Source organism: Tersicoccus mangrovi (assembly GCF_036881825.1).
Lineage (GTDB): Bacteria > Actinomycetota > Actinomycetes > Actinomycetales > Micrococcaceae > Tersicoccus > Tersicoccus mangrovi.
On the sequence record NZ_JBAJMW010000004.1, the window covers coordinates 29,409 to 54,336 of the forward strand.

Consider the following 24,928-nt stretch of genomic DNA (forward strand, 5'->3'; position numbering starts at 1 on the left):
GTACGATGCGGGTATGCCCGTCACCGTCGTGCAGATCCGTCGTTACCCGGTCAAGTCGATGGCGGGGGAGTACCTCGACACGGTCGAGCTCGGCGCGCGGGGCCTGATCGGGGACCGCTGGTACGCCGTCGAGGACGCCGCCGGCCACGTCGCGTCCGGCAAGACCACCCGGCGGTTCCGGCGGCACGACGAGGTATTCGCCTACGGCGCCGCCTCCACCCCGGACGGCGTGGTGGTGACCCATGCGGACGGGTCGACCTGGCCGTCGGTCACCCGGCGCTGGACGCCCACCTGAGCGCGGCGTTCGGCGAACCCGTCCGGGTCCTGCCGGAGGCGACCGTCCCGCACGCCGACGACGGCGCCGTCTCCCTGATCGGCACCGCCACGCTGCGCTGGTGCCGGAGCGAACTGGGCATCGACAGCGACCCGCGCCGCCTGCGCGTCAACCTCGTCGTGGACACCGACGAGCCGTTCGTCGAGTAGAGCTGGGTGGGCCGGACCGTCCGCGTCGGCACGACGACCCTGCGGCCGATCTCGCGGATCGAACGGTGCCGCACCATCGACCTCTCCCAGGACGGCGCGGACGCCCGGAACCGGTGGCTCAAGCCGCTCGGCGCGACCCGGGACCTGTGCGCGGGCGTCTACGCCGAGGTGCTCGAGCCGGGCGTGCTGCGCGTCGGCGACGCGGTGGACCTGGCGATCTCGACGGCCTCCCGCACCGCGTAGTACACGATGACCAGGCCGGCGGCCGGGTCCGCCCACCACCAGCCGAGCACCGCGTCGGCGCTCACCCCGAGCAGGACGGCGACCGCGAGGAACGCGTCGATGAGCGTGACCCGGGCCTCCGTGCGCAGCACCGGGTTGTCCAGCGCCCGACCCGTGCGGCCCTTCAGCCACGCCAGGACGAGCATGCACACCGCCGTCACCGCGGTCCAGGCGATACCACCGGGGCTCGGCTCGGGCCGGTGCGCCGTCACGAGCGCGACGACCGACTGGACCAGCAGGTAGGCCGCCAGCGCCACGAAGGCGCCGCCGATGAGCCGCAGGGCGCGCTCACGCCGGGCTTCCCCGACGCCGGAGAGCTCCCACAGCACCACGGTGCTGGCCCCGATCTCGATCAGCGAGTCGAGGCCGAACCCGGTCAGTGCGGTCGAGGACGAGCGCAGGGCGAGCACCGCGAGCAGGACCACACCGACGACGTTCCACGCGAGGGTGATCCATTCGAGGACGAAGCCCGTGCGCAGGTCGGAGGAGGCGGGGGTCGTGCGCTGCATGGTCACCATCGTGCCGGACGCGGGCCCGGCCGCGCGTCACCGGGTGTTCTGCGCCTCGATCTCCTCGAGGGTGTGTCCGCGCGTCTCGGGCACGCAGCGCCGCACGAACACGACGCCGAGCAGGCAGATGACGCCGAAGATCGCGAACACGACGCCCTGCGGCATCGATGCCGTCATGATCGGGAACAGCAGGCCGACGAGGAACGAGCCGATCCAGTTGAAGGAGGAGGCGAGCCCGGAGCCGCGGCCACGCACGGCCAGCGGGAAGATCTCCCCGACGATCACCCAGGTCAGCGGCGCCCAGGTGAAGGAGTAGAGCGCGACGTAGAGACTGAGGAACACGACGATGAGCATCGGGCTCGCGCCCGGCAGCAGGGCGTTGATGATCGCGGGGGCGATGAACGAGAGGCCCATGACGGTGCCGCCCACGGTCAGCAGCGTCCGCCGGTTGAACCGCTCGGCGATCGCGATGAACACCAGGGAACCCACCACGAGGATCACGCCCTGGATGATCGGCCACATCAGTGCCGACGTCGCCGCCTTGCCGCTGGCCTGCTCGACGATCAGCGGGATGTAGTAGAAGATCGCGTTCGCGCCCTGGAACTGCTGGAACGCGGCCACGCCGACGCCGGCGATCACGAGGTAGCGGTACTTGCCGCGGAACAGCGAGGCCCAGCCGCTGGAGGACGCGGCGTTCTCCTCGGCCGCGAGCGTCTTCTCGACCTCGGCCAGCTCCGTGTCGACGGCGTCGTCCGGCCGGATCAGGCCGAGCACCTGCCGCGCCTCGTCGGACCGGCCGGTCCGGACGAGGAAGCGCGGGGACTCGGGCAGCCGCAGCACGCCGAGGAACAGCACGGCCGCCGGGACGGCCGCGAGGCCGAGCATGAGCCGCCACGCGGTGTCGCCGGGCAGGTTCTTGAGCAGGAAGTCCACGATGTAGGAGAGCAGCATGCCGGAGACGATCATCGTCTGGTTGATTCCGGAGAGCCGGCCGCGCAGCCGGGCCGGGGCCATCTCGGACATGTAGGCGGGCACGAGCGCCGAGGCGGCGCCGACGGCCAGGCCGAGCAGGCAGCGCACGGCGATGAGGAAGAACGAGCCGTCGTGCGGGGAGAACCCGGAGAGCACGGACCCGACGACGAAGACGACGGCGGAGGCGAGGATCATGCGTCGCCGGCCCAGCCGGTCGGAGAGCTGGCCGGCCGCGGCGCCGCCGAAGATGGCGCCGAACATGACCGAGGAGGTGATCCAGCCCAGGGTCGCCGCGTCGTTGCGCAGGTTCCACGCGTCCTGGATGAAGGGCAGGGCGCCGGTCATCACCCCGATGTCGTAGCCGAACAGGATCCCGCCGAACGATCCGAAGAACCAGATGAACTTCGGGGAGATCCGGGCACGCCGGCCGGTGCCGGTGCCGTCGATGGTCTGCTTTGCCATGGTGGTGCTCCTTTGCACTGCAGGCAGTCCCGCCTCAGCCGGCGAGACCGCCTCGGGTTGCCCGGGTCGCTCGGGTGGGGACGGCGCTCACTGGCCGTAGACGTGCTGGTAGCGGGCGAACAGGGAGTCGATGTCGGCCCGGTCGATCGGGACCGGGGTGCCGAGCTGCCGGGCCAGGTGCATGGTGCGGGCGATGTCCTCGACCATGACGGCGGCCTTGACGGCGTCGCGCGCGTCGGTGCCGATGGTGAACGGGCCGTGGTTTGCCATGAGGACGGCGCGGGACCGGGACTCGCGCAGCGTCTCGACGATGCCGCGGCCGATCGAGTCGTCGCCGATCAGGGCGAACGGGCCGACGGGGATCTCCCCGCCGAACTCGTCGGCGATCATCGTCAACGCGCAGGGGATCGGTTCGCGGCACGCCGCCCACGCGGTCGCGTAGTCCGAGTGGGTGTGGACGACGCCGCCCACCTCGGGCATGTGCCGGTAGACGTACGCGTGGGCGGCGGTGTCGGACGACGGCTTGCGCTCGCCCTCGACGAGGGTGCCGTCGAGATCGCACACGACCATGGAGGCGGGCGTGATGTCGTCGTAGGAGACGCCGGAGGGCTTGATGACGAGCAGGTCCGAGCCGGGCACGCGCGCCGAGACGTTGCCCGCCGTCCACACCACGAGGTTGTTGCGGGGCAGCTCGGCGTGCAGGGCGGCGACCTCTTCCTTGAGCTGGTCGACCGTGCGGTGCAGGTGTGGGGGGATGCCGGACATGGCCGTGGGACCTCCTCGTTCCCGGTCCGCCCGATGCCGTCGTGAGGCGCTCGCGCGGTTCCGGACTGGCGTTTCGACGTGGTGCGGATCACTATGTTACCGGTAACATCATCGATGGACCAGCGCGCCGACCTACGTTCGAGCCCGCGTTCGAACCGCGCGAGACCGCCGCCTCGGAACAGGAGACACCATGCCGAACCCCTCGCAGCAGCCTTCCGCCGCGTCCGCCGGTGCGGCGGAGACGATCCGTGCGCGCCGGACGTCGCTGGGCATCGAGCTCGGGTCAACGCGCATCAAGGCGGTGCTGATCGGGCCGGACCACGCGACCCTGGCCACCGGCGTGCACGACTGGGAGAACGAGTACGTCGACCGGACCTGGACGTACTCCGAGGACGCCATCTGGTCGGGTCTGCAGGACTGCTTCTCCTCGCTCGCGGCCGATGTGCGGCGGCGGCACGGCGTGCAGCTGAGCGGTGTCGGCTCGCTCGGTGTCTCCGCGATGATGCACGGCTACCTGCCCTTCGGCGCGGACGACGAGCTGCTCGTGCCGTTCCGCACGTGGCGCAACACCTCGACCGGCCGCGCCGCGGACGAGCTGAGCGACCTGTTCGGCGTCCACCTGCCCGTGCGGTGGAGCATCGCCCATCTGCACCAGGCCCTGCTCGACGACGAGCCGCACGTCGGTCAGATCGCCCGGCTGACGACCCTGGCCGGCTACGTGCACTGGCGGCTCTCCGGCGAGTTCGTGCTGGGCGTCGGCGACGCGAGCGGCATGTTCCCGATCGACGCGGCGACGGGCATCTACGACGAGGCCCAGCTGGACCGCTACGACCAGCACATCGCGTCGCGGCAGACGCCGTGGTCGCTTCGCGACCTGCTCCCGGCCGTGCTGCCGGCAGGGCACCGGGCCGGCGTGCTCACCGCGCACGGCGCCGCCCTGCTCGACTCGAGCGGCACCCTCGAGGCCGGTGCGCCGATGGCGCCCCCCGAGGGCGACGCCGGCACCGGCATGGTCGCGACCAACGCCGTCGCCCCCGGCACCGGGCACGTCAGCGCCGGCACGTCGATCTTCGCGATGATCGTCCTGCACGAACCGCTGACCCGCGTGCACGACGACATCGACGTCGTCACCACCCCGGCCGGCGAACCGGTGGCGATGGTCCACTGCAACAACGGGGCGAGCGAGCTCTCCTCCTGGGCCGGCCTCTTCGGCGAGTTCGCCCGGCTCTCCGGGCCCGGTCTGGACAGTGGGCGCGTGTACGAGCTCCTGTTCGAGGCCGCCGGTCGCGGCGCCGCCGACGCGGGCGGCCTGCTCGCCTACAACTTCCTCTCCGGCGAGCACAATCTCGGACTCGACGAGGGCCGGCCGATGGTCGTGCGCGGTCCGGAGAGCGAGCTGAGCCTGGCCAACCTCATCCGCGCGGAGCTGTACGCCGTGTTCGGCGCCCTGCGTCTGGGCATGGACTCGCTCGCGGACGAGCATGTCGAGATCACGACCCTGCTCGCGCAGGGCGGCCTCTTCCAGACCAAGCAGGTGGCCCAGCGGCTGCTCGCCGGCGCGTTGAAGGTGCCGGTCAGCGTGGGGGACACGGCCGCCGAGGGCGGTGCCTGGGGGATGGCGGTGCTCGCCGCGTTCGCCGCCTCCGACACGGGCGCCTCCCTCGCCGACCACCTCGCGGACACCGTGTTCGCGGACCTCGAGCTGCACACCGTCGAACCCGACCCGGACGACGTCGCCGGCTTCGACGCGTGGCTCGAGCGCTTCGTCCGCGGCCTGGCGATCGAGAAGGCCGCGGTCGCGAACAGCTGAGTCGGACGTCGGGCGAGGGGCGTCCCTCAGCCCGCGGGAGTCAGTCGGCGGCGGTCAGCCGGCGTGTGGACTCGCGCTCGACCAGCCACGGCCGGAGGCGCTCCGCGTCCGTCGGCGCGCCCTCGTCGAGCCCACCGTCCTCGCCCAGCAGCAGCCGGACGGCGTCCTCGCCGAGCGCGGCAAAGTCCTGGTGCACGGTGGTCAGCGGCGGCAGGAAGTGGGCGCTCTCCGGCAGGTCGTCGAAGCCGACGATGCTGATGTCGCCGGGCACGGAACGGCCGTGCTCGGCGAGCCCGTGCACGAGCCCGAGCGCCATCTGGTCGTTGGCGACGAAGACGGCGCTCACGCCGGCGTCGAGCACCTTGCCGGCGGCGGCGTGGCCCGAGTCGGGACGCCAGTCGCCCTCGATCACCGCGGTGGCGTCGAGGCCCGCCGCGGTCAGTGTCTGCGCCCACTGGCGACGGCGTTCGTGGCCGTCGTACCAGTCCTCGGGCCCGGCCAGGTGGGCGATGCGACGATGGCCGAGACCGATCAGGTGCTCGACGGCGACGCGCGCGCCGCCGGACTGGTCGATCTGGATGCTCGGCCGATGCAGCCGGGACGCCGCGCGAGGGCCGGCACCGACGAGCAGGGTGGCCTCGGGCAGATCCGCACCGTCGAGCGCGGCCAGGGCGGCGTCGTGCGGGGTGATGACCGCGAGCCCGTCGACCCGCTGGCCGAGCATGAAGTCGACGCCGGCGCTCAGCTCGTCGGGCGTGCGGAAGCTGTAGGTCGTCGGCGCGTAGCCGTGGTGCCGGGCGGCGCGTTCCAGCCCCTGCATCGTGCTGACGGGCCCGTGCTGGTCCGAGTTGCCGACGAGCACGCCGATGCGCTGGGACCGGCCGTGGGCGAGCGCCCGCGCGAGCGAGTTGGGACGGTAGCCGAGTTCGTCGATCGCGGCCCGCACTCGGCGCAGCGTCGCCTCGGAGACCTTGGCGCCGCCGTTGATCACCCGGGACACGGTCTGGTGGGAGACACCGGCGCGCGTCGCCACCTCCCGCAGGCTCGGGGCCTCCCCGCGCGTCACCATTCCCGCCCTCCGGTCGGTCGTCCGTGGACCCTGCGTCGCACGGGGATCACCCGGCCGTCGGGCCTCCGCGCATGACGGTCCGCAGCAGCAGGTCCCGTTCGAAGTCGCGCACCGTGGTGTGCTCGTCGATGAGCGCCAGCTCGACGCCGGTGATCCGAGCAAAGTCTACGAAGACCTCGGTGCCGACGGCCGTGCTCATGACGGTGTGGTGCGCCGCGCCCGCGGCCAGCCAGGACTGCGCGCTCGTGACGAGGTCCGGCTTCGGCCGCCATAAGGCGCGCCCGACCGGAAGATTCGGCAGGGGCTCGCGGGGTTCGACGACGTCGACCTCGTTGGCGACCAGGCGGAACCGGTTCTGCACGTCCGCCATCGCGACGACGACGGCGGGGCCGGCGTCGGCCGTGAAGACGAGGCGGCAGGGGTCCTCCTTGCCGCCGATGCCGAGCGGGTGGATCTCCAGCCGGGCCCGCTCGGAGGCGATGGCGGGGGAGACCTCGAGCATGTGCGCCCCGAGGATGAGTTCCTGCCCGGGCGTCAGTTCGTAGGTGTAGTCCTCCATCAGGGTGGCCCCACCGGGCAGCCCGGCGCCGAGCACGCTGGCCAGGCGCACGAGGACGGCGGTCTTCCAGTCGCCCTCGGCGCCGAAACCGTAGCCGTCGGCCATGAGCCGCTGCACGGCGATGCCCGGCAGCTGGCGCAGCGCGCCGAGGTCCTCGAACGTGTCGGTGAAGGCGACCGCGCCGAGCTCGGTGAGGATGTCCCGCAGCCCCAGCTCCTGCCGGGCCGCGTCCAGCAGGGAGTCGCGGCGGGCGCCACCGGGGCGCAGCTCCTCGGCCACGTCGTAGGTCGCGTCGTACTCGGCGGCCAGCTCCGTCACCCGCGCGTCGTCGACGGCGTCGACCGCCGCGACCAGGTCGTTGACGCCCCACGTGTTGACCGAGACGCCGAACACCTTCTCGGCCTCGGTCTTGTCACCCTCGGTGACGGCCACCTGGCGCATGTTGTCGCCGAACCGGGCGACGCGGGCGCCCTGCAGGGAGGCCCAGCCGGCGGCGGCGCGGGTCCACACGCCGATCTCGTGCTGCACCCGCGGGTCGCTCGCATGCCCGATGACGGACTTCCGGCGCACGCCGAGCCGGGTGAGGATGTAGCCGAACTCCCGGTCGCCGTGCGCGGACTGGTTGAGGTTCATGAAGTCGAAGTCGATGCTGCCCCAGGGCAGTTCCCGGTTCGCCTGGGTGTGCAGGTGCAGGAGCGGCTTCTGCAGCGCCTCGAGCCCGCGGATCCACATCTTGGCGGGGGAGAAGGTGTGCATCCAGGTGATGACGCCGGCGACGGCCGGGTCGGCGTTCGCCTCGCGGATGGTGGTGACGATGTCGTCCGGGGTGGTCAGCACGGGACGTAGCACCACCTCGACGGGGATGTCGCCGGCGTCGGCGAGCAGGTCGGCGACCTGCTGCGACTGGTCGGCGACCTGACGCAGCACGTCGTCGCCGTAGAGGCTCTGGCTGCCCACCAGGAACCAGACCTGGTACTGGGACAGATCGGGAACGATGCTGGTGCTGGTCATCGTCGACCACTCCTTCGTCTGTGGCGCACGTCTCACGGGGTTCGGTCGCGATGTTACCGGTAACACAGCAGCGGAACCAAGGGCCGGGGACGCCGGAGTGTCGCGGCTCAGCGGCCGATCTCGGTGCGCACCGCGTAGAGCTCGGGGAAGAAGGTCAGATCGAGCGCGCGCTGCAGGAAGCTGACGCCGGAGGAGCCGCCGGTGCCGGTCTTGAAGCCGATCGTGCGCTGGACGGTGCGCAGGTGACGGAAGCGCCACATCTGGACGCTGTCTTCCACGTCGACGAGGTCCTCGCACGCCTGGTAGAGCACCCAGGGCGTCTCCGGCGACTCGTAGATTTGCGTGAAGTCCGGTACGAGGTCCTGCCGGAACACCCACGGGGTGGCGACGTCGCGCTCGAGGATGTCGGCCGGGATGGCGTAGCCGGCGCGGTCGAGGGCACGCAGGAACGCGTCGTAGAGCGTCGGCTCTGCGAGCAGCTCGGCGAGCATCGCGTGGGCGTCCGGCTCGGAGGTGAAGACGTCGAGCAGGCGGGCGTTCTTGTTGCCGAGGATGAACTCGACGGCCCGGTACTGGAAGGACTGGAAGCCTGACGAACTCCCGAGCGAGCCGCGGAACTCGGCGTACTCCCGCGGGGTGAGGGTGCTGAGCACCGACCACTGCTCGATCAGGGTGCGCAACGCCGTCTTGACGCGAGCGAGGCCCTTGAGGGCCTTGCCGAGGTCGTCGACGTCGAGCAACCGGCGGGACTCGCGCAGCTCGTGGAGGATCAGCTTGAGCCACAGCTCGCTGGTCTGGTGCTGGATGATGAACAGCAGCTCGTCGTGGTGCTCGGGCCGGCTCTGGGGATGCTGGGCGCCGAGGATGCGATCCAGGTCGAGATACCGCCCGTAGGACATTGCATCGTGGAAGTCCGTGCGGATGGAGTTCTCGAGCGGGCGCGTGCCGTCGTTCACGTCGGTGCCTCCTGGCGCTGGTTCGTGTCGCCGAACGAGACGGTCCGGCGACACCGTCGATCGTAGGGGAGTGACCGGCGGGCTACGGCTGGGCGGCGGACCGCACGACGATCTCGCCGACGTCGACGGAGGCCGGTTGGCTGAGCGCGTACACGATCGCGTCGGCGACGGCGTCGGGCGCCATGGCGATCGCGCTCATCCGTGCCCGCAGGTCGGGATCGGTCGTGAACTCGGTGTCGGTCGCTCCCGGGCAGATCATGGTCGCGCGGATCTGCGGCCCGACCTCCTGGCGCAGCACTTCGCACAGCGCACGCACGCCGGCCTTCGTGGCGGCGTACACCCCCTGCCCGGGGACCCACTTCGCGGCGGCCGTCGAGGTGACGGTCACGAAGTCCCCGGAACCCTGAACGGTGAACACGGGCAGCGCCGCGGTGATGCCGTGCAGCACGCCCCGCAGGTTCACGTCGATCATGGCGTTCCAGTCGTCGAGGACGCCGTCGCGCAGGGGAGCGACCGTGGCCACGCCGGCGTTGGCGATGAGGACGTCGAGGCGGCCGAACTCCTGGACCGCGCGGTCGACCAACCGGACGCTGTCCTCGGGGCGGGTGACGTCGACCGGGCAGGCGACGGCGTGACCTCCGCCGTCCTCGATCTCCGCGACGATCCGCGCAAGAGCGTCCTCGCGACGTGCTCCGATCACCACCCGGGCACCCCGGGCCGCCAGACGCCGGGCGGTCACCGCGCCCATACCGGAGCTGGCGCCGGTGATGGCGACGACGAGGCCGTCGATCTCTTGTCCACTGGTGTTCACGACACCAATCTAGGGGTCACGATGACGCACGACGGCCCGGGACCCTCTCAGGTCCCGGGCCGTCGTGGTCGGTGGTGTCGGGGGCCGGCGGTCAGTTGGTGGACGTGCAGGTGAAGCTGGACGCCTTGTTCACGTCACCGCCGGTGTACTTGACCCACTGCGGGTACTCGCACAGCGGGCGGGTGCGTCCGGCGGTCGCCGCGTTGGCGTCGACCATCGTCAGGTGATTCGGGGCCTTGCCCTTCTCCACCCAGTTCATCAGGGTCGGGAGGGCGTCGTACCGGGCGTTGAAGGCGCCGAACCCGTGCGAGAAGCCCGGCATCGTGTAGTACTTCATGAACCCGTTCAGCGTCCGCTGCCCGAACGTGGACACCTGGCGCTGGTAGAACGCCGTCGTGTTCTCCGGGGAGATGCCGTCGTCGGCCAGGCCCGTGGTCAGCAGCATCTTGCCGCCCTTCTTCGCGAAGGCGGAGAGATCGACGTTGGTGCTGTCGAGCTGCTTGGCCACCTCCTGCAGGCGGGCGGACCAGTCGAGGGCGTTGAACGTCATGGGGTCGTAGGCGGGGTTGCGGGTCACGATGTTGGTGACGAGCGCGTTGTACACCGCGTACTGGAAGGCCTCCTTGCCACTGGCGGGCACGGACGGCTGCTTGACGGTGCCGAGGGTGAAGACGCCGTAGGTGGCGCCGTAGTAGATCGGCGCCGCGGGCACCAGGCTGTTGCCTGCGATGGGGAAGCCGAGGTTGTGGGTGCTCGCGATGTCGTTGGTTGCGCCGATCTGGGCGTCGGAGAGGCAGGTGTCGCCCGTGTCGGCACCGCCGGGGCAGCGCAGGGACGTGACGTCGAAGGTGTCGAGGCAGCCCCTGGTGTTCGCGATGACCCCGTCCTTGACGCCGTCCAGGCCGTCGCACGTGGAGTAGACCGCGTTGACGAGCAGTTTCGTCTTGGCGGGATCGAGCCAGCCGGCTCCGCCGTTCGCGTAGAGCGCCTTGGCGTAGACCCCGCCGATGCCGGCGTGCATCATCGTCACGTTGTAGGAGGGGGTGCCGGCGACGACGCCGTCGTAGTCCTTCGGGTAGAGGCCGGCCGCGTTGATGGCCTCGTGGCCGCCCTGCGAGAAGCCGACGAAGTAGAAACGCTGGGGCGACCGCTTGAACGCCGTCTTCATGAGGGCCATGGCGACGTCGTGGGTCTTCTTGATGGACTGCGTGCCGTAGTTCGCGAGGGCCTCGTCGTTGAGCCCGAAGGAGGAGTCGAACCCGGCGCCCTCGTGGCCGCCGTCGGACCCGAGGGTCACGAAGCCCTGCTGGAGCGGGGTCGGCTGGCCGTCGGGCTGGAGGGCGTAGCTGCCGAGCCCGGTGACGAGCGTGCCGTCGTAGCCGCCGCCTCCCATCTGCAGGGCCCGGCCGTTCCAGTTCGCCGGCAGGTTGACCTCGTACGTGATGGGCGGTGCGGCCGGATCGACCGGGTGGATGTCGCCGAGCACGCGGCACTGACCGCCCGAATCGGCCACCCAGGTGGCCTTCGTGACCGTCGCCCCCGTCGTCGGGAGCCCGATGGACCGTGGGGGGACGGATGTGGTGCCGAGCGACGCGCAACTCCGTGCGGTGATCGCCGGGCGATGGCGGTACCCGCCACCGCCGCCCCCGTGGTCGACGGACGATGCGTCCGCCGGGGCGGAGAGCCCCGTGACGATCAACCCGACGAGGGCAGCAGCACTGGCAAGCGCCCGAACCCGTGACTTCCTCAACATGAGTGACTCCTCGATGAGTAGTGCGCGGGCCGGGAGGGGTCCGCAAGGCCACTATGAACACCGATGAAGGGAGTGTCCACACTTTTGTCACCATTACTGCGGACAATGCCCACCATGGTCCCGTTCGGTCGGTGAGGCGTGCTCCGGACGCACGACGGCCCGGGACCCCGTCAGGTCCCGGGCCGTCGCGGCTCTCGTCCTGCCAGTGCAGGATCTCCCTCGATGCCGTGCCGTCTAACGGCGCGCGTACTCCTCCGCGGCGCTGCGCAGCCGGCGGTGCACGCCGCCGTAGGCCTCCGCGGACTTCAGCGACCACTTGGGCAGCTTGGCGACCATCGTGTAGTTGGGGTCGCACACGTTCGCCGCCGGCGCGAGGCCGAGCTGGCTGACCAGCTGGTAGGCGTCGAGCGTGTCCATACCGGTCAGGTCCGAGGCCCAGGAGACGAGGTCGGCCTGGCTGATGCGGTAGGCGTCCTCGAGCGGCCGGATCGACCCGGTGCTCATGATGTAGTCGTCGTTCTCCAGGCGTGGCCACGCCAGCGCGCCGCCCTTGACGACGTCCACCGCGATCACGCTGTTCATCGCCGATTCGAGCCCGGTGCCGCACACCTCGCCCTCGCCCTGGCGAGCGTGGCCGTCCCCGAGGGAGAGCATCGCACCGGGCACGTTGACCGGCAGGTACAACGTCGTGCCGGCCCGCGCCTCGGGGGTGTCCATGTTGCCGCCGTGGGTGGACGGGGTCACGACGAGGCGGGACTCACCGCTGGCGGGGGCGACGCCGACCGTGCCGTGCATCGGGTCCAGCGGCAGGGACACCTCGTAGTCGCTCCGGCGGGCACGGAAGGTGGCGGTCCAGGACTCGAGGTCGATGTCGTAGAACCAGACGCGCTCCTCGAGGGCGCCGGAGATCATCGCCGTCTCGTGCGTCGGGGTCAGCGCCCCGAAGTGCGGGAACGTGCTCGAGATGGCGTGCGCCCGGGCGGGGACGATCGAGACGAAGTGCACGGCCAGGACGTCGCCGACCTCGGCACCCTCGACCTCGATGGGTCCGGACACCGGGTTCAGCTCGGAGAAGGGCACGACCTCGCTGGGACGCTCGTCGGGGGAGTGCACCCGGCCGCCGTAGCAGTCCTCCGTGCTGACCTCGATGAGGTCGCCGGGCTTGACGCTCAGCAGCGGATCGACGCCGCCGAAGACGTACGAGTACTGGTCGGGCGTCGGGGTGAGGGAGTGGATCGCCATGTCAGCGCGCTTCCTTCTCATCGATGGGGGAGGCCGTCGCGGCCGTCGGGTCGGTCATACGGCCGGTGCGCAGCAGCACGAAGGCGAGCACCACACCGATCACGAGCCAGACGACGCCGAGGACCTGCGCCGCGATGTTCGCGTTGATGATGACGGCGACGAGGATGGCGAGGCCGATCAGCGGCAGCACGAGGTGCACGAACCAGCGGCGCGACTTCTGCCGGATGACGAACCACCACACGACGGCGATGTTCAGCAGCGAGAACGCCGTGAGGGCGCCGAAGTTGACCAGCGTCGAGATCTCCGTGAGGCCGTTGGGCTGGTTGACGAGGTAGAGCCCGAGGACCAGGGAGATACCGGCGACGACGAAGGTGGCGTTGACCGGCACGCCGCGTTTGGGGTGCACGCGGCTGAGGAATGCGGGCAGTTGCCGGTCCCGCGCCATGGCGAAGAGCAGCCGGGAGGTGGCGGCCTGCGCGACCAGGGCGTTGGCGAAGCCCCACGCGACGGCGGTGGCCGCGGCGGTGAGGATGAACAGGAAGGGCCCGCCGGCGTTCTTCGCGGCGTCGTAGAACGCCGTCCCGCTCGGGTCGCCGTTCGTGATCAGCCCGGCGGGGTCCTGGACGAGCATCGAGCCGACCCAGGTCTGGACCACGAAGAGGACGCCGACCAGCAGCAGCGCGGCGATCATCGACCGGCCGAGCGAGCGGGTCGACCCGGAGTTCTCCTCGGCCAGGGTCGAGATGCCGTCGAATCCGAGGAAGGAGAGGACGGCGATCGAGACCGCGCCGAAGATCACGGACGGCGTGAACGTGCCGGCATTGAAGAAGGCGTCGAAGCTGAAGGTGCCGTGACCGTTGGCTACGGCCGTGATGCCGATGACCAGGAAGATCGCCAGCACGAGCAGCTCGAGGACGAGCATCACCTTGTTCACCCGGGCAGTGAACTCGATGCCGAGGTAGTTGATCACCGTGTTGAGCACGACGAAGGCGATCAGCCAGGCCCAGAGCGGGATGTCGGGGAGCATGCCGTTCATGGCGATCGCGGCGGCCAGGTACAGCAGGGCGGGGATGAGGACGTAGTCGAGCAGGATCATCCAGCCGGCCACGAAGCCGAGCACCCGGGTGATGCCGCGGCCGACGTACGTGTAGACCGAGCCCGACATCGGGAACGCCTGCACCATCTGGGCGTAGGAGTTGGCCGTGCACATCATCGCGAGCATGCCGACGATGTAGGCCATCGCGACCATGCCGCCGGAGGCCTGGAACACACTGCCGAAGATCGCGAACGGCGCGATCGGGACCATGAAGATGAGGCCGTAGACCAGCAGGTCGGTGAAGGTCAGCGTGCGCTTGAGTTCCTGCTGGTAGCCGAACTCCTCGATGCGGTGGCCGGAGCCGCCCGCGACGGGCTCTGTCAGGGCGGCCTCGTTCACGGCGGTCTCGTTCAGAAAGGAAGCCTGGTGGGGTGGACGCGGTTCTGGGGTCATCGCGGTTCCTGCCATCCGTACTCGGCTGCGGGCATCACACCGGCAGCACTCCGATTATTTCCAGATGAAAATAAAGGGAGCCTACATGCCGGCCTGATCGATGACCACCAGCGCCGTCTCCTCGGCTCGGGCGAGTCGCACGGCTCCCGACGGGGGAGCGCCGTCGTCGCCGGACCGGTCCGCACGCAGCGCGTGGGCCGCACGGATCGCCGGCATCGTCTCCAGCAGGCCGCTCAGCCACAGGTCGGCGAGCAGAAGCACGCCGTCGTGACAACCCTCGGCGTACGACGCTGGGACCGGGGCCGCGGTCCCGAACCGGTGCACGTACCGCTCGAGGAAGTCCTGGTGCCGGTCGTCCTGCTGGAGCACGAACGAGGGCATAGCGGAGTACAGCGTGCCGGTCGTGTCGCCGCCGATGGCCAGGAGACAGTTCTCGTCCAGGGCGGTGCTCAGCCGCACGAACCGGCGGTCGGCGCCCGACGCCGCGGCGTCCCGGAGGAAGGTGATGCCGTCGCGGCCGACGAGGGAGAGGAGGACGGCGTCGGCGCGCCGGCTCCGCGCCTCGTCGAGGAGCCGCTCAGTGTCGACTGCGCCGAGCGGCACCAGCCGGTCGAGCACCACCTCCTGGCCGATGGCGCGGAGCTGGCCGGCGGCCTCCCGGTGCACCTCGCGCGGCCACACGTAGTCGTTGCCGATCAGGGCCCAGCGGCGCAGGGCGTGGGTGCGGGAGATCCACGCGAGGGGGCGACGCAGCTGCAGGCGTGGGGCGGATCCGGTGAAGACGGTGTTGCTCCGGGGTGAAGCGGTGTCGTGCGGGGGAGTGAAGACGTAGGGCACGTCCGCGGTCACGGCCCGGGAGACGGCGACGCGGACGTCGGAGGTGTGAGCGCCGACCAGGCCGATGATCAGCCCGGCGTCGAGGAGTTGGCGGACCTCCGTGGCGACCTCGGCGGGGCGCCGGCCGGCATCGATGAGAACGAGTTCGGGCACCAGGTCGGTGCGCGCGGCGATCTGTTCGGCGGCCAGTTGGGCGCAGTTGAGGATGGCCGGCCCGGCAATGCCCATCACCCCGGAGAGCGGGGCGAGCAGCCCGATGCCGAGGGTGCCGGGCATCGGCCCACGCAGCAGCAGGCTGCTCGGGAACGCTAGGCTGACTGGGGACGTCACAAGTAGGATCCTGATGCATCAAGGGCCGGGGCCATCAAGGAGGATGCCGTGTCCGTTGCGCCGGAGGACAGCGACCACAGCGTATCCCTGGCCGAGCTCGTGCTCACCCTGAGTGACCTCGGTGCCCGCATGTTGGACGGCCTCGGCGGCGCCCTGCGCGAGGAGGGCGCCACGGTGGAGCAGTGGCGGATCCTCCGGCTCGTCGCGGAGCGGGAGTCGCCGAGCATGGGGGACCTTGCCGGCGTCACCGGCATCGCGAACGCCTCGCTGAGCCGGATCGTCGACGCCCTCGAGGACACCGCGTCGGTCTACCGACTCGCCAGCCCAGAGGACCGGCGGCGCATCACCGTCCGCCTGTCCGACCACGGCGCGGCCCGGCTGGCCCGGATGGACGCCATCGTCCGCGCGTGGGAGGCGTCGACGGGAACGACGCTGGGGGAAGGCACCGTGCAGGCGCTGGCGGACGCGGTGCATGGCGCTTCCGCTGCCCGCCACATCCGGCTGGCCTGATCGGCCGTCCGGCCCGCCGACTGCGTGCACAAGCATCGCGGGCCGAGCTGCCGCTAAAGCAGCCGACAAACTGAAGGCGTACGACGACGGGCGGGTACCCGCCGCCGTACGTCGTGCTCGTGTCGGTCAATTCGCGACGACCGGTCCGTGGCGGAGCACACGAATCTGGATGCCTTTTTCGCGTCACCGCCGGTGTACCTGACCTTCCGGGAGTACTCGCGCAGCGTTCGGTTCCTTCGCTACCGCGAGGCGGTGAACGAAGTCCTCGCGACCGGCAAGATTGACTGCCTCCCGAGGCTAAGACGACCCATACTGTGATGGCTGGCTGCAGTCGCGATGCTGGCCGTCCTTCGTGTACGACGGGCGTAACCGGACGACGCGCTCCCTAGGTCGAGCAAGTGGCGCGAACACCCTCTAACATTCAGACACGGTGCAGAACAGACTCAGATTTGCTCTCGAGCAAGTCACGACCGGCGAATGGCAACTCTTCGAACGGCTATGCTCAGAATTCTTGGTTAGTGAATTCCCGTCAATCCGGACGACCGCAGGGCCTTCGGGCGATCTTGGGCGCGACGGTGAGGTTTTCTCTGTACCGGGGGAGGAGCGTACAGGGTTCCAGTACTCCGTCGCCACAGATTGGAAGTCCAAGATCAAGAAGACTGTAGCCACAATTGACTCAAACAATCTGGGTTACAGTCTGCTCATCTACTGCTCCAGCCAGCGAATCGGAGCAAAGGGCGACGAGTTGAAATCAGAGCTTTGGAAGCAGCAAAGCCTGCTGCTCGATATACGCGACCGAGAATGGTTCTGCGACCGGGAGTTGGAATCGCCGACAAGAGAGGCCGCGTCCGCGGACTTCTGTCGACATATCGTCGACCCGATTGTCTCGACGCGGGGGATCGCTTCCGTAACTGGAGCACCGCTCGCTATACAGGAAGGCCGGGTCGCGCTCGTCCAGTTGGCGCTTAACTCGGCAGACCGATTCGGCGACAAGAACCTAACTAAAACGTCATTCGATGCCGTAGTCCAGAGCTCACTCCTCGGCACGAGTCAAGAAGCGCCGCTCACAGAGAACGAAGTCATCAGTAAGGTGTTACTCCTAGTTCCCCACGGGACTGCCCAGCAAGTGCACGCACTTGTTCGTAGTTCACTGCAGCGACTGAGCCTCAAGAACGGACCGGTGAAGCACCACCGCTCCAGTGACACTTACCATTTGAGTTTTGAGGCCACCGAAAGGTGGCGATTAGCTGCCGTGGGATATCTCCTTGACCAAGAGACGCTCGAGGCTGATCTCGCGGCAGGAGCCTACGGATACAATTCGAAGCTCGATTCCGACTTTGCCGCACTCAGCGCTGAGGGTAGGAAATTGCGTGCGAGTCTTGAACCCGTGGTGCTTGAGAACGGCGAACAGTTCGTCGCCGCTGTCGAAGGTGGTGAAGTTCATCTACTTTCTCGTCAGTCGATCTCAGACTCAATCGCCCGCCTAGGCCCAAGGCTCAACTTGCACCCCGATCAAGCAGCCTCAGCAATCATGGAGGTATTAGCCGCGCCATCGGACAGGACGCGAAACCATCTGTTACGAGTCATCGACGCGTACACCTTGATGGCTTTTTTGCAGTAAACGCCCGACGTTCAGAAAGCACTTTCGAGAGTGTTCTCCAACGCCAAAATATGGCTTGACACTTCTGCGTTGTTGCCTGTTGTGGCGGAAACGTTAATCGAGGCGCCCGAACATCGTCTCCAGACTGAACTCCTCCGCGCGACGGTTGAGTCTGGAGTTGCCTTGTACGTCACCGACGGAGTCATCGAAGAGTTGAGGTTTCATTTCGAGAGATGCTTGGCCTATCTTCACGCTGGATCAGAGTGGGACGGCGAGGTGCCCTTTGTATTTAGCGCCTACATGCTGGCCGGTCGCGATGAGAGATTGTTCGCCGACTGGCTGACGAATTTCCGGGGAGACCTAAATCCGGAACGCGACATTGAAGACTATTTGGAAGCAAGGTTTTCTATCAAGCGGAGCGACTTGAAGAGTGTGGCGGATGAGGCTGACATTAGACTCCGCAGTGCGGTAAGCGAGTTGTTTAGGCGCAAGCATCCCGCGAATAATGCCAAGGGCCGCGCCGGACGCAACCGCAGGCAGTGGGAGGGCCGCTCGGATCGACTAGCGGCCCACGACGTTGAGAGTGCAGTAGGAATAATACAACTGCGTCGGAAGTCGAGTTCGGCACTTGGCTACGAGGCATGGTGGCTCACACTCGATAAGACTGCGTTCAAGCTCGGGGGTTGGCTCAAGCAGCAACTGGGTCGCGATGCGCCACACACCCCAGCATTGAGCCCAGATTACCTCTCGCAAATGCTCCGCCTCGGCCCACTCCGACGTACCACCGCCGAGACGGCCCGGCTCCCTTTAGTTGTCGATGTGACACGCCTTGAATCGGTTCCGCCCGCTTTAATCCAGGCCGCTCGTGAGAAGCGAGCCGCAATGTCCGGCTACGACGAGGTCCGCATCCGACGCGAAGTACGCGACGAGCTATTCCGGATCCGCACCACGATGAAAGCTGGACAGGACTACTCGACGCAAGTGAGAGATTCTGTAACTTCCAGCATCAAGATTGGGCGACCAAGTAGAGGGTGACCTCGTCGACTTCAGCGGACGCTTGACCAAGTGGTCAGCTTGCATCGATTAATTGACATAATGTCGATTATCGGCGATCTACCGCCAGCCGCGAAAGGACGCCCGGGACCGCCCTCGGACCCCGCTCCGAACCCCCGTCAGTGGTTGCCGTTCTCGCCCGCATGGCAGGTCGCGCTGCCGGAGTCCTGGTACGCCAGCGCACCCGACGCGGCACCCGCCGTCGCGTACGTCGGCTTGTAGTCCCATTGGTACCCGTGGGCGCCGAGCGTCAGCTTCATCGCCCCGTACGCCTGATCCTGACCGGTGACCACATGTTCCTGCGTGAGCGCTGCGCCGGTCGACAGCGAATCCAGGTCCTCGCCGCCGGTGCCGACGATGAACTGCGTGATGCCGCGCTTGCTGTCCACCGCGCCGCTGGGGTTCATCGGTGAGAACCGCGCGTACAGGTGCTCGTGACCGTTGAGCACGACGTCGGCCCGGTTCTGGTACAGCAGGCTCCACCAGGCGTCCGAGGCCTTGCCCTCGTCCGAACCGAAGGCCGGGTCCGTACCGGTGGACCCGCTGGCCGTGAACGCCGGCTGGTGCCAGTAGGCCAGGGTGCACGCGGACCGGTTCTTCTTCAGGTCTGCGGCGAGCCAGGCGGTCTCCTGGCCGAGGACACCGCTGTGCGGATCGCAGTTGTTGCCGAACGCCGCGGACTTGCACTCGACGTTCAGGGAGACGATGTGCCAGTTGCCCAGGTCGTACGAGTACCAGCCGTGGTTGTAGTCCCCCGCCTGGCCGGTCGGCCGGATGGCGCCCGTGGCGTCCGTGCCGTTGAAGTAGCTGAAGTAGCCGGTGCCGTTCTGGGCGGGCTCGTTGTCCCCGTGCTTGGTGTACGAGTAGTACTCGTGGTTGCCCGGCGCCGGTCGCTGCAGCCACTTGAATGCGCCGAAGGTCTTGTCGTACGAGTTCTGGAAGTCGGAGAGCTTCCCGACCTCGTATTGCTCATCGCCCAGGATGGCCGCGAGCTGCGGTTTCATCCCCTCGATCTGGTCCGCCACCGCGTACTCCGCCGGCAGCCCACCGAGCCCGGACGAGCCGCACTTGAGCGACGCCGGGTTGGCGGCGTTCTCCGCAGTGTCCGGTTCGCAGGCGACGTCGCCGACGGCGGCCAGCACCGACGACGTCGCATGCTCCCCCGTCCCGTGGGACTGCGGCTGGGCGGTGCTGGCCACGCCGGCGGAGGCGATGGTCGTCAGGCTGAGGGCGGCTGCGGCGGCGAGACCGAGGATGCGGGGTGTGTTCATGGGAAGGACCGGTCTCTCACTCGGGGTTGGGCGGACCTCGCCCATGGTCGTCCCGTTCAGCGCGAGGTGGTCGACGCGGACGCGAAGTCTGGGTGAACACTGGGAGCACCGACGGCGAGTTCCGCCGGCGGGTCTGTCGTTCCGGGTCGACGCCCTCGCCCATTCGCCGGCGGTCTGGGAAGCTGACGCCATGGAACACGTGCTGGGCATCGGCGGCTACTTCGTCAGGTCGTCGGATCCGGAGTCGACGACGGCGTGGTACCGCGACGTCCTCGGCCTGGACCTCGACGAGAACGGCCAGTGGACCCAGGAGGCCGGCCCCGCGGTGTTCGCCGCCTTCCCGGCGGACACGGACGACCTCGGCTCCCCCACCCAGCAGGCCATGCTCAACGTCCGGGTCCGCGACCTGGACGCGATGCTCGCCCAGTTGCGGGACGCCGGTGCTGACGTCGCCGCGGAGACGCAGCAGATGGACGGCGTCGGCCGGTTCGGCTGGGTCACCGACCCGGAGGGCCGCCGGATCGAGTTGTGGCAGCCCGCCTGACCCAGTCCCCGAGCAGGGCGGCCAGCAGTTCCCGCTGCTCGTGCGGCAGCGCGTGCCCCGCGCCGTCGAGCACGGCGAGCGTCGCGTGCGGGTACACCTCGGTCAGCTCGACGGTGGCGGCCCAGCCGACCGTGGCGTCCCGGCGGCCGGCGACCAGCAGCACCGGCCCGGCATACGGCTCCACCGTGCCCGGCACTCCATTTCGCTACCGTAGTGGGCGGCCGGAAATGATGACCACCGGCGCCGATGGCACGAGCAGAAGGAGCGGCATGGAGGCGGTCAGCGCCCAGCAGCATCACGCGGCAACCGAGGGAGGCCTGCCGGAGACGGAGCAGATCGCAGCCGGCCTGTGGTCCGTGCCGATGCCGATGCCCGGTGGGTTCCTGGCCTACTCGCTGAGCGTCGTCCACGTCGGCGACGACGGCGCCGTCACCGTCCTCGACCCCGGTTGGGCGGCGGACGGCTCGTTCGACCGGTTCGCCGACGTGCTGCACTCCCTCGGCTCCCGCGTCCAGGACGTCGCGACCGTCGTCGTCACCCACGCGCACCCCGACCACATCGGCCTCGCCGACCCGATCCGGGAGGCCAGCGGCGCGCGGATCCACGTCTCCGCACGGGAGCAGGAGTCGATCGACGCCCAGGATCCCGACCTCTCGGAGGGGCTGGCCGAACGGCTGGGCGAGTGGCACGTGCCGGGCGACGTCGCCGAGACGCTGCTCGCCCGGTTGGCCCAGGAGCCGGCCCGACCGGCGCCCCCGCGCGCGGACGACCTGCTCGAGGACGGCGACGAGGTGCCGGTCGGCGGCGGCACCTGGCGCGTCCTCGCCACCCCGGGCCACACCCCCGGACACCTGTGCCTGGTCGACGACACCCGCCGGCTCCTGTTCTCCGGGGACCACGTCCTGCCGACCCTCTCCCCCGGCCTCGGCCTCGGCGCGCCGACGGACACCAACCCGGTGGTCGACTACCTGCGCGCCCTCGACCGCCTGGCCCCCTGGGACGACTACCAGGTGGTCCCGGGCCACGGGTACCGGTTCCGCGGCCTCGCCGAGCGCCGTGCCGAGCTGGCCGAGCACGTGCTCGCCCGCGCGCGGGAGGTGGCCCACGTGATCGATGGCGATCCCGGAGCGACCACATGGCAGGTGGCGTCGCGGCTCACCTGGACCGCCGGCTGGGACCAGCTGGTGGGCAGCGTCCGGCTCCGTTCGGCCCTGCTGCAGACCGAGCTGTACCGCGACGCCGTGCTCACCGGCGACCTGCACCTGTGATGCAGCGGAGGCGTCAGGTCAGCGGATCCCGGCGCGGGAGAACCCCTGGACGAAGTACCGCTGGAACAGCAGGAACAGCACGACCATCGGGATCACCGAGATCAACGCCAGCGCCATGATCGAGTTGTAGTCCGGCGTCGTCTGGTTCTTCAGGTACAGCATCCCGATCGGCAGGGTGAACAGCTCGTTGTCCTTCAGGGCGATCAGCGGCCACGCGAAGTCGTTCCACGTGCCGAGGAACGTCAGCAGCGTCAGCACGGCGATCAGCGGCCGGCTCAGCGGCAACACGACCTGCAGGAAGATCCGCAGCCGGCCCGCACCGTCGACCAGGGCCGCCTCGATCAGTTCCTCCGGGATGGACAGGAAGAACTGCCGCGCCAGGAAGATGCCGAACGCCGCCGCCCCGGCCGGGAGGATGACGCCCCAGAACGTACCGAAGAGCCCGAGCCCGGAGATCAGGTGGAACTGGGCGACCATGATCGCCTGCACGGGGATCATCATCGTCGCCAGGCACAGCAGGAAGATGAGCGACCGGCCGCGGAACGGCAACCGCGCGAACGCGTAGCCGGCGAGCAGGTTCACCGCCACGGTCAGCACCGTGACGATCGCTCCGATCACCAGCGAGTTGCCGAACCAGGTGGCCACCGGGTAGTTGGCGAAGATCCCGGCGAAGTTCTCGATGGTGAACGTCGAGGGCCACAGGTGCAGCCCCGGCTCGAACACCTCGCCGCGCGGCGAGAACGCGACGACGAGCATCCAGTAGAGCGGGAAGATCACGATGACGGAGACCACCGCCGCGATCAGCACCCGCCACACGACCCCGCGCCGCGCCTCCGACGGCGGTCGCCGTCGTCGTTCGCTCCGCGCGGCACTGCTCTGCGCGTCGTCGACGGCCACCTCGGCAACCGTCGCCTGGACCGCCCCGTCGGCCGCACCCGTCGTCATCGTGCTCCTCCCCGACTCATTCGACCAGGTCCTTGCCCCGACTGGTCAGCCACTGGATCACCGTGAAGACCAGGGTCAGGGCCAGGATGACGATGCCGATCGCCGCGCCGTAGCTCTGCTCCCGGATCTGGAAGCCGTTGCGGTACGCGTAGGTGACGAGCACCGAGGTGGCGTTGCCCGGGCCGCCGCCGGTCATGACGAAGATGACGTCGAACACCTGGAACGAGGCGATCACGTTCATCACGAGCAGGAAGAACGTCGACGGTCCGACCAGCGGCACCGTCACCGAGCGGAACTGCTGCCAGCGCGTCGCCCCGTCGATCCGCGCCGCCTCGTACAGCTGCGGGGAGATCGACTGCAGGCCCGCCAGGTAGATGATCATCGTGAAGCCGAGCCGCAGCCAGATCGAGACGACGATGACCGAGAACATGGCCGGCACCGGTGCGGACTGCCAGGACACGGTCGGCAGCCCGGCCGCGGTGAGGATCTTGTTGAACAGCCCGTTGGATTGGTAGAACATGATCGTCGCGATCAGGCCGGATGCGACGCCCGAGATGACCATGGGCAGCACGATGATCGTGCGGAACAGTGTCCGCCCCGGCAACACCGAGTTGAGCAGCACGGCCAGGCCCAGTCCTCCGGCGAGTTCGACGGGCACGGTGCAGACGGTGAACACCAGCGTGTTCCACGCGCTCTGCCAGAACACCGCGTCGCCCAGCATCTGCGTGTAATTGGCGATCCCCGCCCACGTCGGCGTGCCGAAGCCTCGCGAATGCTGGAACGAGAGCACCGCCGCCCAGACGATCGGCACGAACAGGAACACGACCAGCAGGACGAGGTTGGGCCCGAGGAACGTCCATCCCGCGAGCTCGGAGCGGAGGCGCCGCCCCAGCGAGCGGCCGCTCGGTCGTCGCCCGTCGGCCTGCCGGGCGGCCGACCGGGAGGGGGCGACGGCGCCGGCGCTCCGCTCCCCCGCCACGGTGCTCATTGCACGCCCGATGCCGAGGTCGTTCGGTTGCCGCTCACTTGCTCGCCGCTTGCTTGATGGCCGTCGTCAGCTTGTCGAGCGTGTCCTGCGTCGACTGGTTGCCGACGAACGCCGCGTCGAGCTGGTCCTGCAGAGCCGTGTTGGCCGCCGCCATCACCGGGGAGGTGACCTGCTTGACGTCGCTGGGCTGGATGGTGGCCGCCTGGTCGACGAAGACGGGCATGACGTCCGGGCGCACCGTGTAGGTGACCTTGCTGCCGGCCAGGTCGGTGCGCGTGGGCAGCTCGTTGGTGGCCCCGCAGAACGCCGCCATGTTCTCCGGCTGGACGAGGAACTTCAGGAACGCCGACGCGAGCTGCGGGTTCTGCGTCGCCTTCGTGGCCACGACGGCGTTGCCGCCCAGGTCCGTGGCGCCGCGCTTGTCCTTCGGCATCGGCACGACGGTCCAGTGGAACTTCGCGAGGTTGTTCAGGTCCGGGATGAGGAAGGAGCCGAGGAACGCCATCACCGTGGTGCCCTCGGTGAACAGGGAGTCCGCGTAGGTCGGGGACTTCACCGAGCTCGTCGGTGGCACCCACTTCTTCGTGAAGAAGCTCTTCGTCAGGTCCAGCGCCTGCCGGCCCTGGTCCGAGTTGACGGCGGGGGTCTTCTGGTCGTCCTCGAGCAGCTTCCCGTCCGCCTGGAACAGCCAGCTCAGCCATCGGGTGGCACCGGCCTGCTGCCAGTTGTCGACGAACGGGTACTTGTTCGCCGGCAGGGCGGCACGCAGCTTCGTCGCGACGGCCTGGAACTCGTCCCACGTCCACGCGTCGTTCTGCGACTTCGGCAAGGTCGACGGGTCGATGCCGGCCTTCTGCAGCATGTCGGTGTTGACGACGAGCGCGGACACGTCGGTCTGGTGTGGCACGCCGTAGGGCTTGCCGTTGTTGGAGACGGCCTCCCACATGGCGGGCGTGAACTGCTTGGCCTCGTCCGCGGAGAACGTGCTAGAGAGGTCCAGCAGCTGGTCCTGGCTCGAGTAGACGCCGAGGTTGCCGTAGTCGACGCGGAAGACGTCGGGCGCGTCCCCGGACGAGAGCTGGGCGTCGATGTTGGAGAACATCTGCTCGTAGGGCACGACGTTGAGCTTGACGGTGGTCCCGGGGTGCTCGCCCTCGAACTTCTTCACGAGGGACTCGAACGACGTCTGCTCGGACTTGCTCGCCCAGGTCGTGAAGGTGATGCTGCCCGACGGCGTTCCGCCGCTCGACGCCCCTCCTCCCCCGGCGTTGCCGTTGTTGCCACCCCCGCCGAAGCCGGCGCACCCGGCCAGGGACAGCGAGGCCGCGACGGCCAGGCTCACGGTGGCGGCGATCCTGCGCAGAGTGGACATCGTCGGCCTTCCTCGATGCGGCTCCGCACGTCGGCGC

At 69.1% G+C, this 24,928-nt stretch carries 24 protein-coding genes; 8 read left to right on the forward strand and 16 right to left on the reverse strand.

Annotated elements, in window-relative coordinates; translation table 11 throughout:
- The first annotated feature begins 13 nt into the window (after nt 1-13).
- Complete coding sequence (locus V6N00_RS08615; protein ID WP_334231682.1) at nt 14-295, forward strand: MOSC N-terminal beta barrel domain-containing protein; 282 nt, start codon at nt 14-16, stop codon at nt 293-295.
- A gap of 194 nt (nt 296-489) precedes the next feature.
- Nucleotides 490-726 carry an MOSC domain-containing protein gene (locus V6N00_RS08620; RefSeq protein WP_334231683.1) on the forward strand — a complete coding sequence of 79 codons (237 nt, stop codon included), beginning with the start codon at nt 490-492 and terminating at the stop codon, nt 724-726.
- On the opposite strand, the gene V6N00_RS08625 is transcribed toward V6N00_RS08620, so the two are convergent.
- From V6N00_RS08625 to V6N00_RS08635, 3 genes are all read right to left on the reverse strand, one after another.
- Nucleotides 642-1,274 (reverse strand): cation efflux transmembrane domain-containing protein, encoded by a 633-nt coding sequence (locus V6N00_RS08625; protein WP_334231684.1) that lies wholly within the window; start codon nt 1,272-1,274, stop codon nt 642-644. The two genes, V6N00_RS08620 and V6N00_RS08625, sit on opposite strands and share 85 nt — an antisense overlap.
- A 36-nt stretch (nt 1,275-1,310) precedes the next feature.
- Entirely contained in the window at nt 1,311-2,708 is a 1,398-nt protein-coding gene (locus tag V6N00_RS08630) for a sugar porter family MFS transporter (protein WP_334231685.1), read from the reverse strand.
- Nucleotides 2,709-2,795: 87 nt separating this feature from the next.
- Entirely contained in the window at nt 2,796-3,473 is a 678-nt protein-coding gene (locus tag V6N00_RS08635) for an L-ribulose-5-phosphate 4-epimerase (protein ID WP_334231686.1), read from the reverse strand.
- 190 nt (nt 3,474-3,663) lie between these two features.
- Here V6N00_RS08635 and V6N00_RS08640 point away from each other — a divergent pair, with 190 nt between their 5' ends.
- Nucleotides 3,664-5,283, forward strand: coding sequence for a xylulokinase (locus V6N00_RS08640; RefSeq protein WP_334231687.1), 1,620 nt, complete (start codon nt 3,664-3,666; stop codon nt 5,281-5,283).
- A gap of 40 nt (nt 5,284-5,323) precedes the next feature.
- On the opposite strand, the gene V6N00_RS08645 is transcribed toward V6N00_RS08640, so the two are convergent.
- The 8 genes from V6N00_RS08645 to V6N00_RS08680 form a co-directional block, all read right to left on the reverse strand.
- Nucleotides 5,324-6,316, reverse strand: coding sequence for a LacI family DNA-binding transcriptional regulator (locus tag V6N00_RS08645; RefSeq protein WP_334231688.1), 993 nt, complete (start codon nt 6,314-6,316; stop codon nt 5,324-5,326).
- A gap of 82 nt (nt 6,317-6,398) precedes the next feature.
- Nucleotides 6,399-7,922, reverse strand: a complete 1,524-nt coding sequence (gene araA, locus V6N00_RS08650) for an L-arabinose isomerase (RefSeq protein ID WP_334231689.1) — start codon at nt 7,920-7,922, stop codon at nt 6,399-6,401.
- A gap of 107 nt (nt 7,923-8,029) precedes the next feature.
- Nucleotides 8,030-8,878 (reverse strand): tryptophan 2,3-dioxygenase, encoded by an 849-nt coding sequence (locus V6N00_RS08655; RefSeq protein WP_334231690.1) that lies wholly within the window; start codon nt 8,876-8,878, stop codon nt 8,030-8,032.
- A gap of 82 nt (nt 8,879-8,960) precedes the next feature.
- A complete protein-coding gene (locus V6N00_RS08660) occupies nt 8,961-9,689 on the reverse strand; it encodes an SDR family oxidoreductase (protein WP_334231691.1) in 729 nt (242 codons plus the stop codon).
- Between the two features lie 91 nt (nt 9,690-9,780).
- Nucleotides 9,781-11,202 (reverse strand): tannase/feruloyl esterase family alpha/beta hydrolase, encoded by a 1,422-nt coding sequence (locus tag V6N00_RS08665; RefSeq protein WP_334231692.1) that lies wholly within the window; start codon nt 11,200-11,202, stop codon nt 9,781-9,783.
- Nucleotides 11,203-11,676: 474 nt separating this feature from the next.
- On the reverse strand, nt 11,677-12,684 hold the full coding sequence (locus V6N00_RS08670) for an acetamidase/formamidase family protein (RefSeq protein ID WP_334231693.1): 1,008 nt from the start codon (nt 12,682-12,684) through the stop codon (nt 11,677-11,679).
- Nucleotide 12,685: 1 nt separating this feature from the next.
- Nucleotides 12,686-14,119: an APC family permease gene (locus V6N00_RS08675; RefSeq protein WP_334231694.1), complete on the reverse strand. Its 1,434-nt coding sequence runs from the start codon at nt 14,117-14,119 to the stop codon at nt 12,686-12,688.
- Nucleotides 14,120-14,254: 135 nt separating this feature from the next.
- Nucleotides 14,255-15,340 (reverse strand): substrate-binding domain-containing protein, encoded by a 1,086-nt coding sequence (locus tag V6N00_RS08680; protein ID WP_334231695.1) that lies wholly within the window; start codon nt 15,338-15,340, stop codon nt 14,255-14,257.
- A gap of 48 nt (nt 15,341-15,388) precedes the next feature.
- Between V6N00_RS08680 and V6N00_RS08685 the strand changes: the two genes are divergently transcribed.
- The 3 genes from V6N00_RS08685 to V6N00_RS08695 all read left to right on the forward strand — a co-directional run bounded on the left by V6N00_RS08685 (nt 15,389) and on the right by V6N00_RS08695 (nt 18,485).
- Nucleotides 15,389-15,850 (forward strand): MarR family winged helix-turn-helix transcriptional regulator, encoded by a 462-nt coding sequence (locus V6N00_RS08685; RefSeq protein WP_334231696.1) that lies wholly within the window; start codon nt 15,389-15,391, stop codon nt 15,848-15,850.
- 430 nt (nt 15,851-16,280) lie between these two features.
- The gene (locus V6N00_RS08690) at nt 16,281-17,471 is read left to right on the forward strand and encodes a hypothetical protein (RefSeq protein WP_334231697.1); all 1,191 of its coding nucleotides are present in this window, start codon (nt 16,281-16,283) and stop codon (nt 17,469-17,471) included.
- A 30-nt stretch (nt 17,472-17,501) separates the two neighbouring features.
- The gene (locus tag V6N00_RS08695) at nt 17,502-18,485 is read left to right on the forward strand and encodes a hypothetical protein (protein ID WP_334231698.1); all 984 of its coding nucleotides are present in this window, start codon (nt 17,502-17,504) and stop codon (nt 18,483-18,485) included.
- 137 nt (nt 18,486-18,622) lie between these two features.
- On the opposite strand, the gene V6N00_RS08700 is transcribed toward V6N00_RS08695, so the two are convergent.
- Nucleotides 18,623-19,774, reverse strand: coding sequence for a metallophosphoesterase family protein (locus tag V6N00_RS08700; RefSeq protein ID WP_334231699.1), 1,152 nt, complete (start codon nt 19,772-19,774; stop codon nt 18,623-18,625).
- A gap of 190 nt (nt 19,775-19,964) precedes the next feature.
- Here V6N00_RS08700 and V6N00_RS08705 point away from each other — a divergent pair, with 190 nt between their 5' ends.
- Nucleotides 19,965-20,318, forward strand: a complete 354-nt coding sequence (locus V6N00_RS08705) for a VOC family protein (RefSeq protein WP_334231700.1) — start codon at nt 19,965-19,967, stop codon at nt 20,316-20,318.
- Here V6N00_RS08705 and V6N00_RS08710 read toward each other — a convergent pair.
- A complete protein-coding gene (locus tag V6N00_RS08710) occupies nt 20,272-20,502 on the reverse strand; it encodes an alpha/beta fold hydrolase (RefSeq protein WP_334231701.1) in 231 nt (76 codons plus the stop codon). The genes V6N00_RS08705 and V6N00_RS08710 overlap by 47 nt on opposite strands.
- An 85-nt stretch (nt 20,503-20,587) precedes the next feature.
- Between V6N00_RS08710 and V6N00_RS08715 the strand changes: the two genes are divergently transcribed.
- Complete coding sequence (locus V6N00_RS08715; RefSeq protein WP_334231702.1) at nt 20,588-21,586, forward strand: MBL fold metallo-hydrolase; 999 nt, start codon at nt 20,588-20,590, stop codon at nt 21,584-21,586.
- Between the two features lie 18 nt (nt 21,587-21,604).
- Here V6N00_RS08715 and V6N00_RS08720 read toward each other — a convergent pair whose 3' ends face one another.
- Genes V6N00_RS08720 through V6N00_RS08730 form a run of 3 tightly spaced genes read right to left on the reverse strand, consistent with a single transcriptional unit; the run spans nt 21,605 to nt 24,891 of the window.
- The gene (locus tag V6N00_RS08720; RefSeq protein ID WP_334231703.1) at nt 21,605-22,531 is read right to left on the reverse strand and encodes a carbohydrate ABC transporter permease; all 927 of its coding nucleotides are present in this window, start codon (nt 22,529-22,531) and stop codon (nt 21,605-21,607) included.
- Nucleotides 22,532-22,547: 16 nt separating this feature from the next.
- Nucleotides 22,548-23,519 carry a carbohydrate ABC transporter permease gene (locus V6N00_RS08725; RefSeq protein WP_334231704.1) on the reverse strand — a complete coding sequence of 324 codons (972 nt, stop codon included), beginning with the start codon at nt 23,517-23,519 and terminating at the stop codon, nt 22,548-22,550.
- 34 nt (nt 23,520-23,553) lie between these two features.
- Nucleotides 23,554-24,891 carry an ABC transporter substrate-binding protein gene (locus tag V6N00_RS08730; RefSeq protein ID WP_334231705.1) on the reverse strand — a complete coding sequence of 446 codons (1,338 nt, stop codon included), beginning with the start codon at nt 24,889-24,891 and terminating at the stop codon, nt 23,554-23,556.
- Nucleotides 24,892-24,928 lie beyond the last annotated feature (37 nt).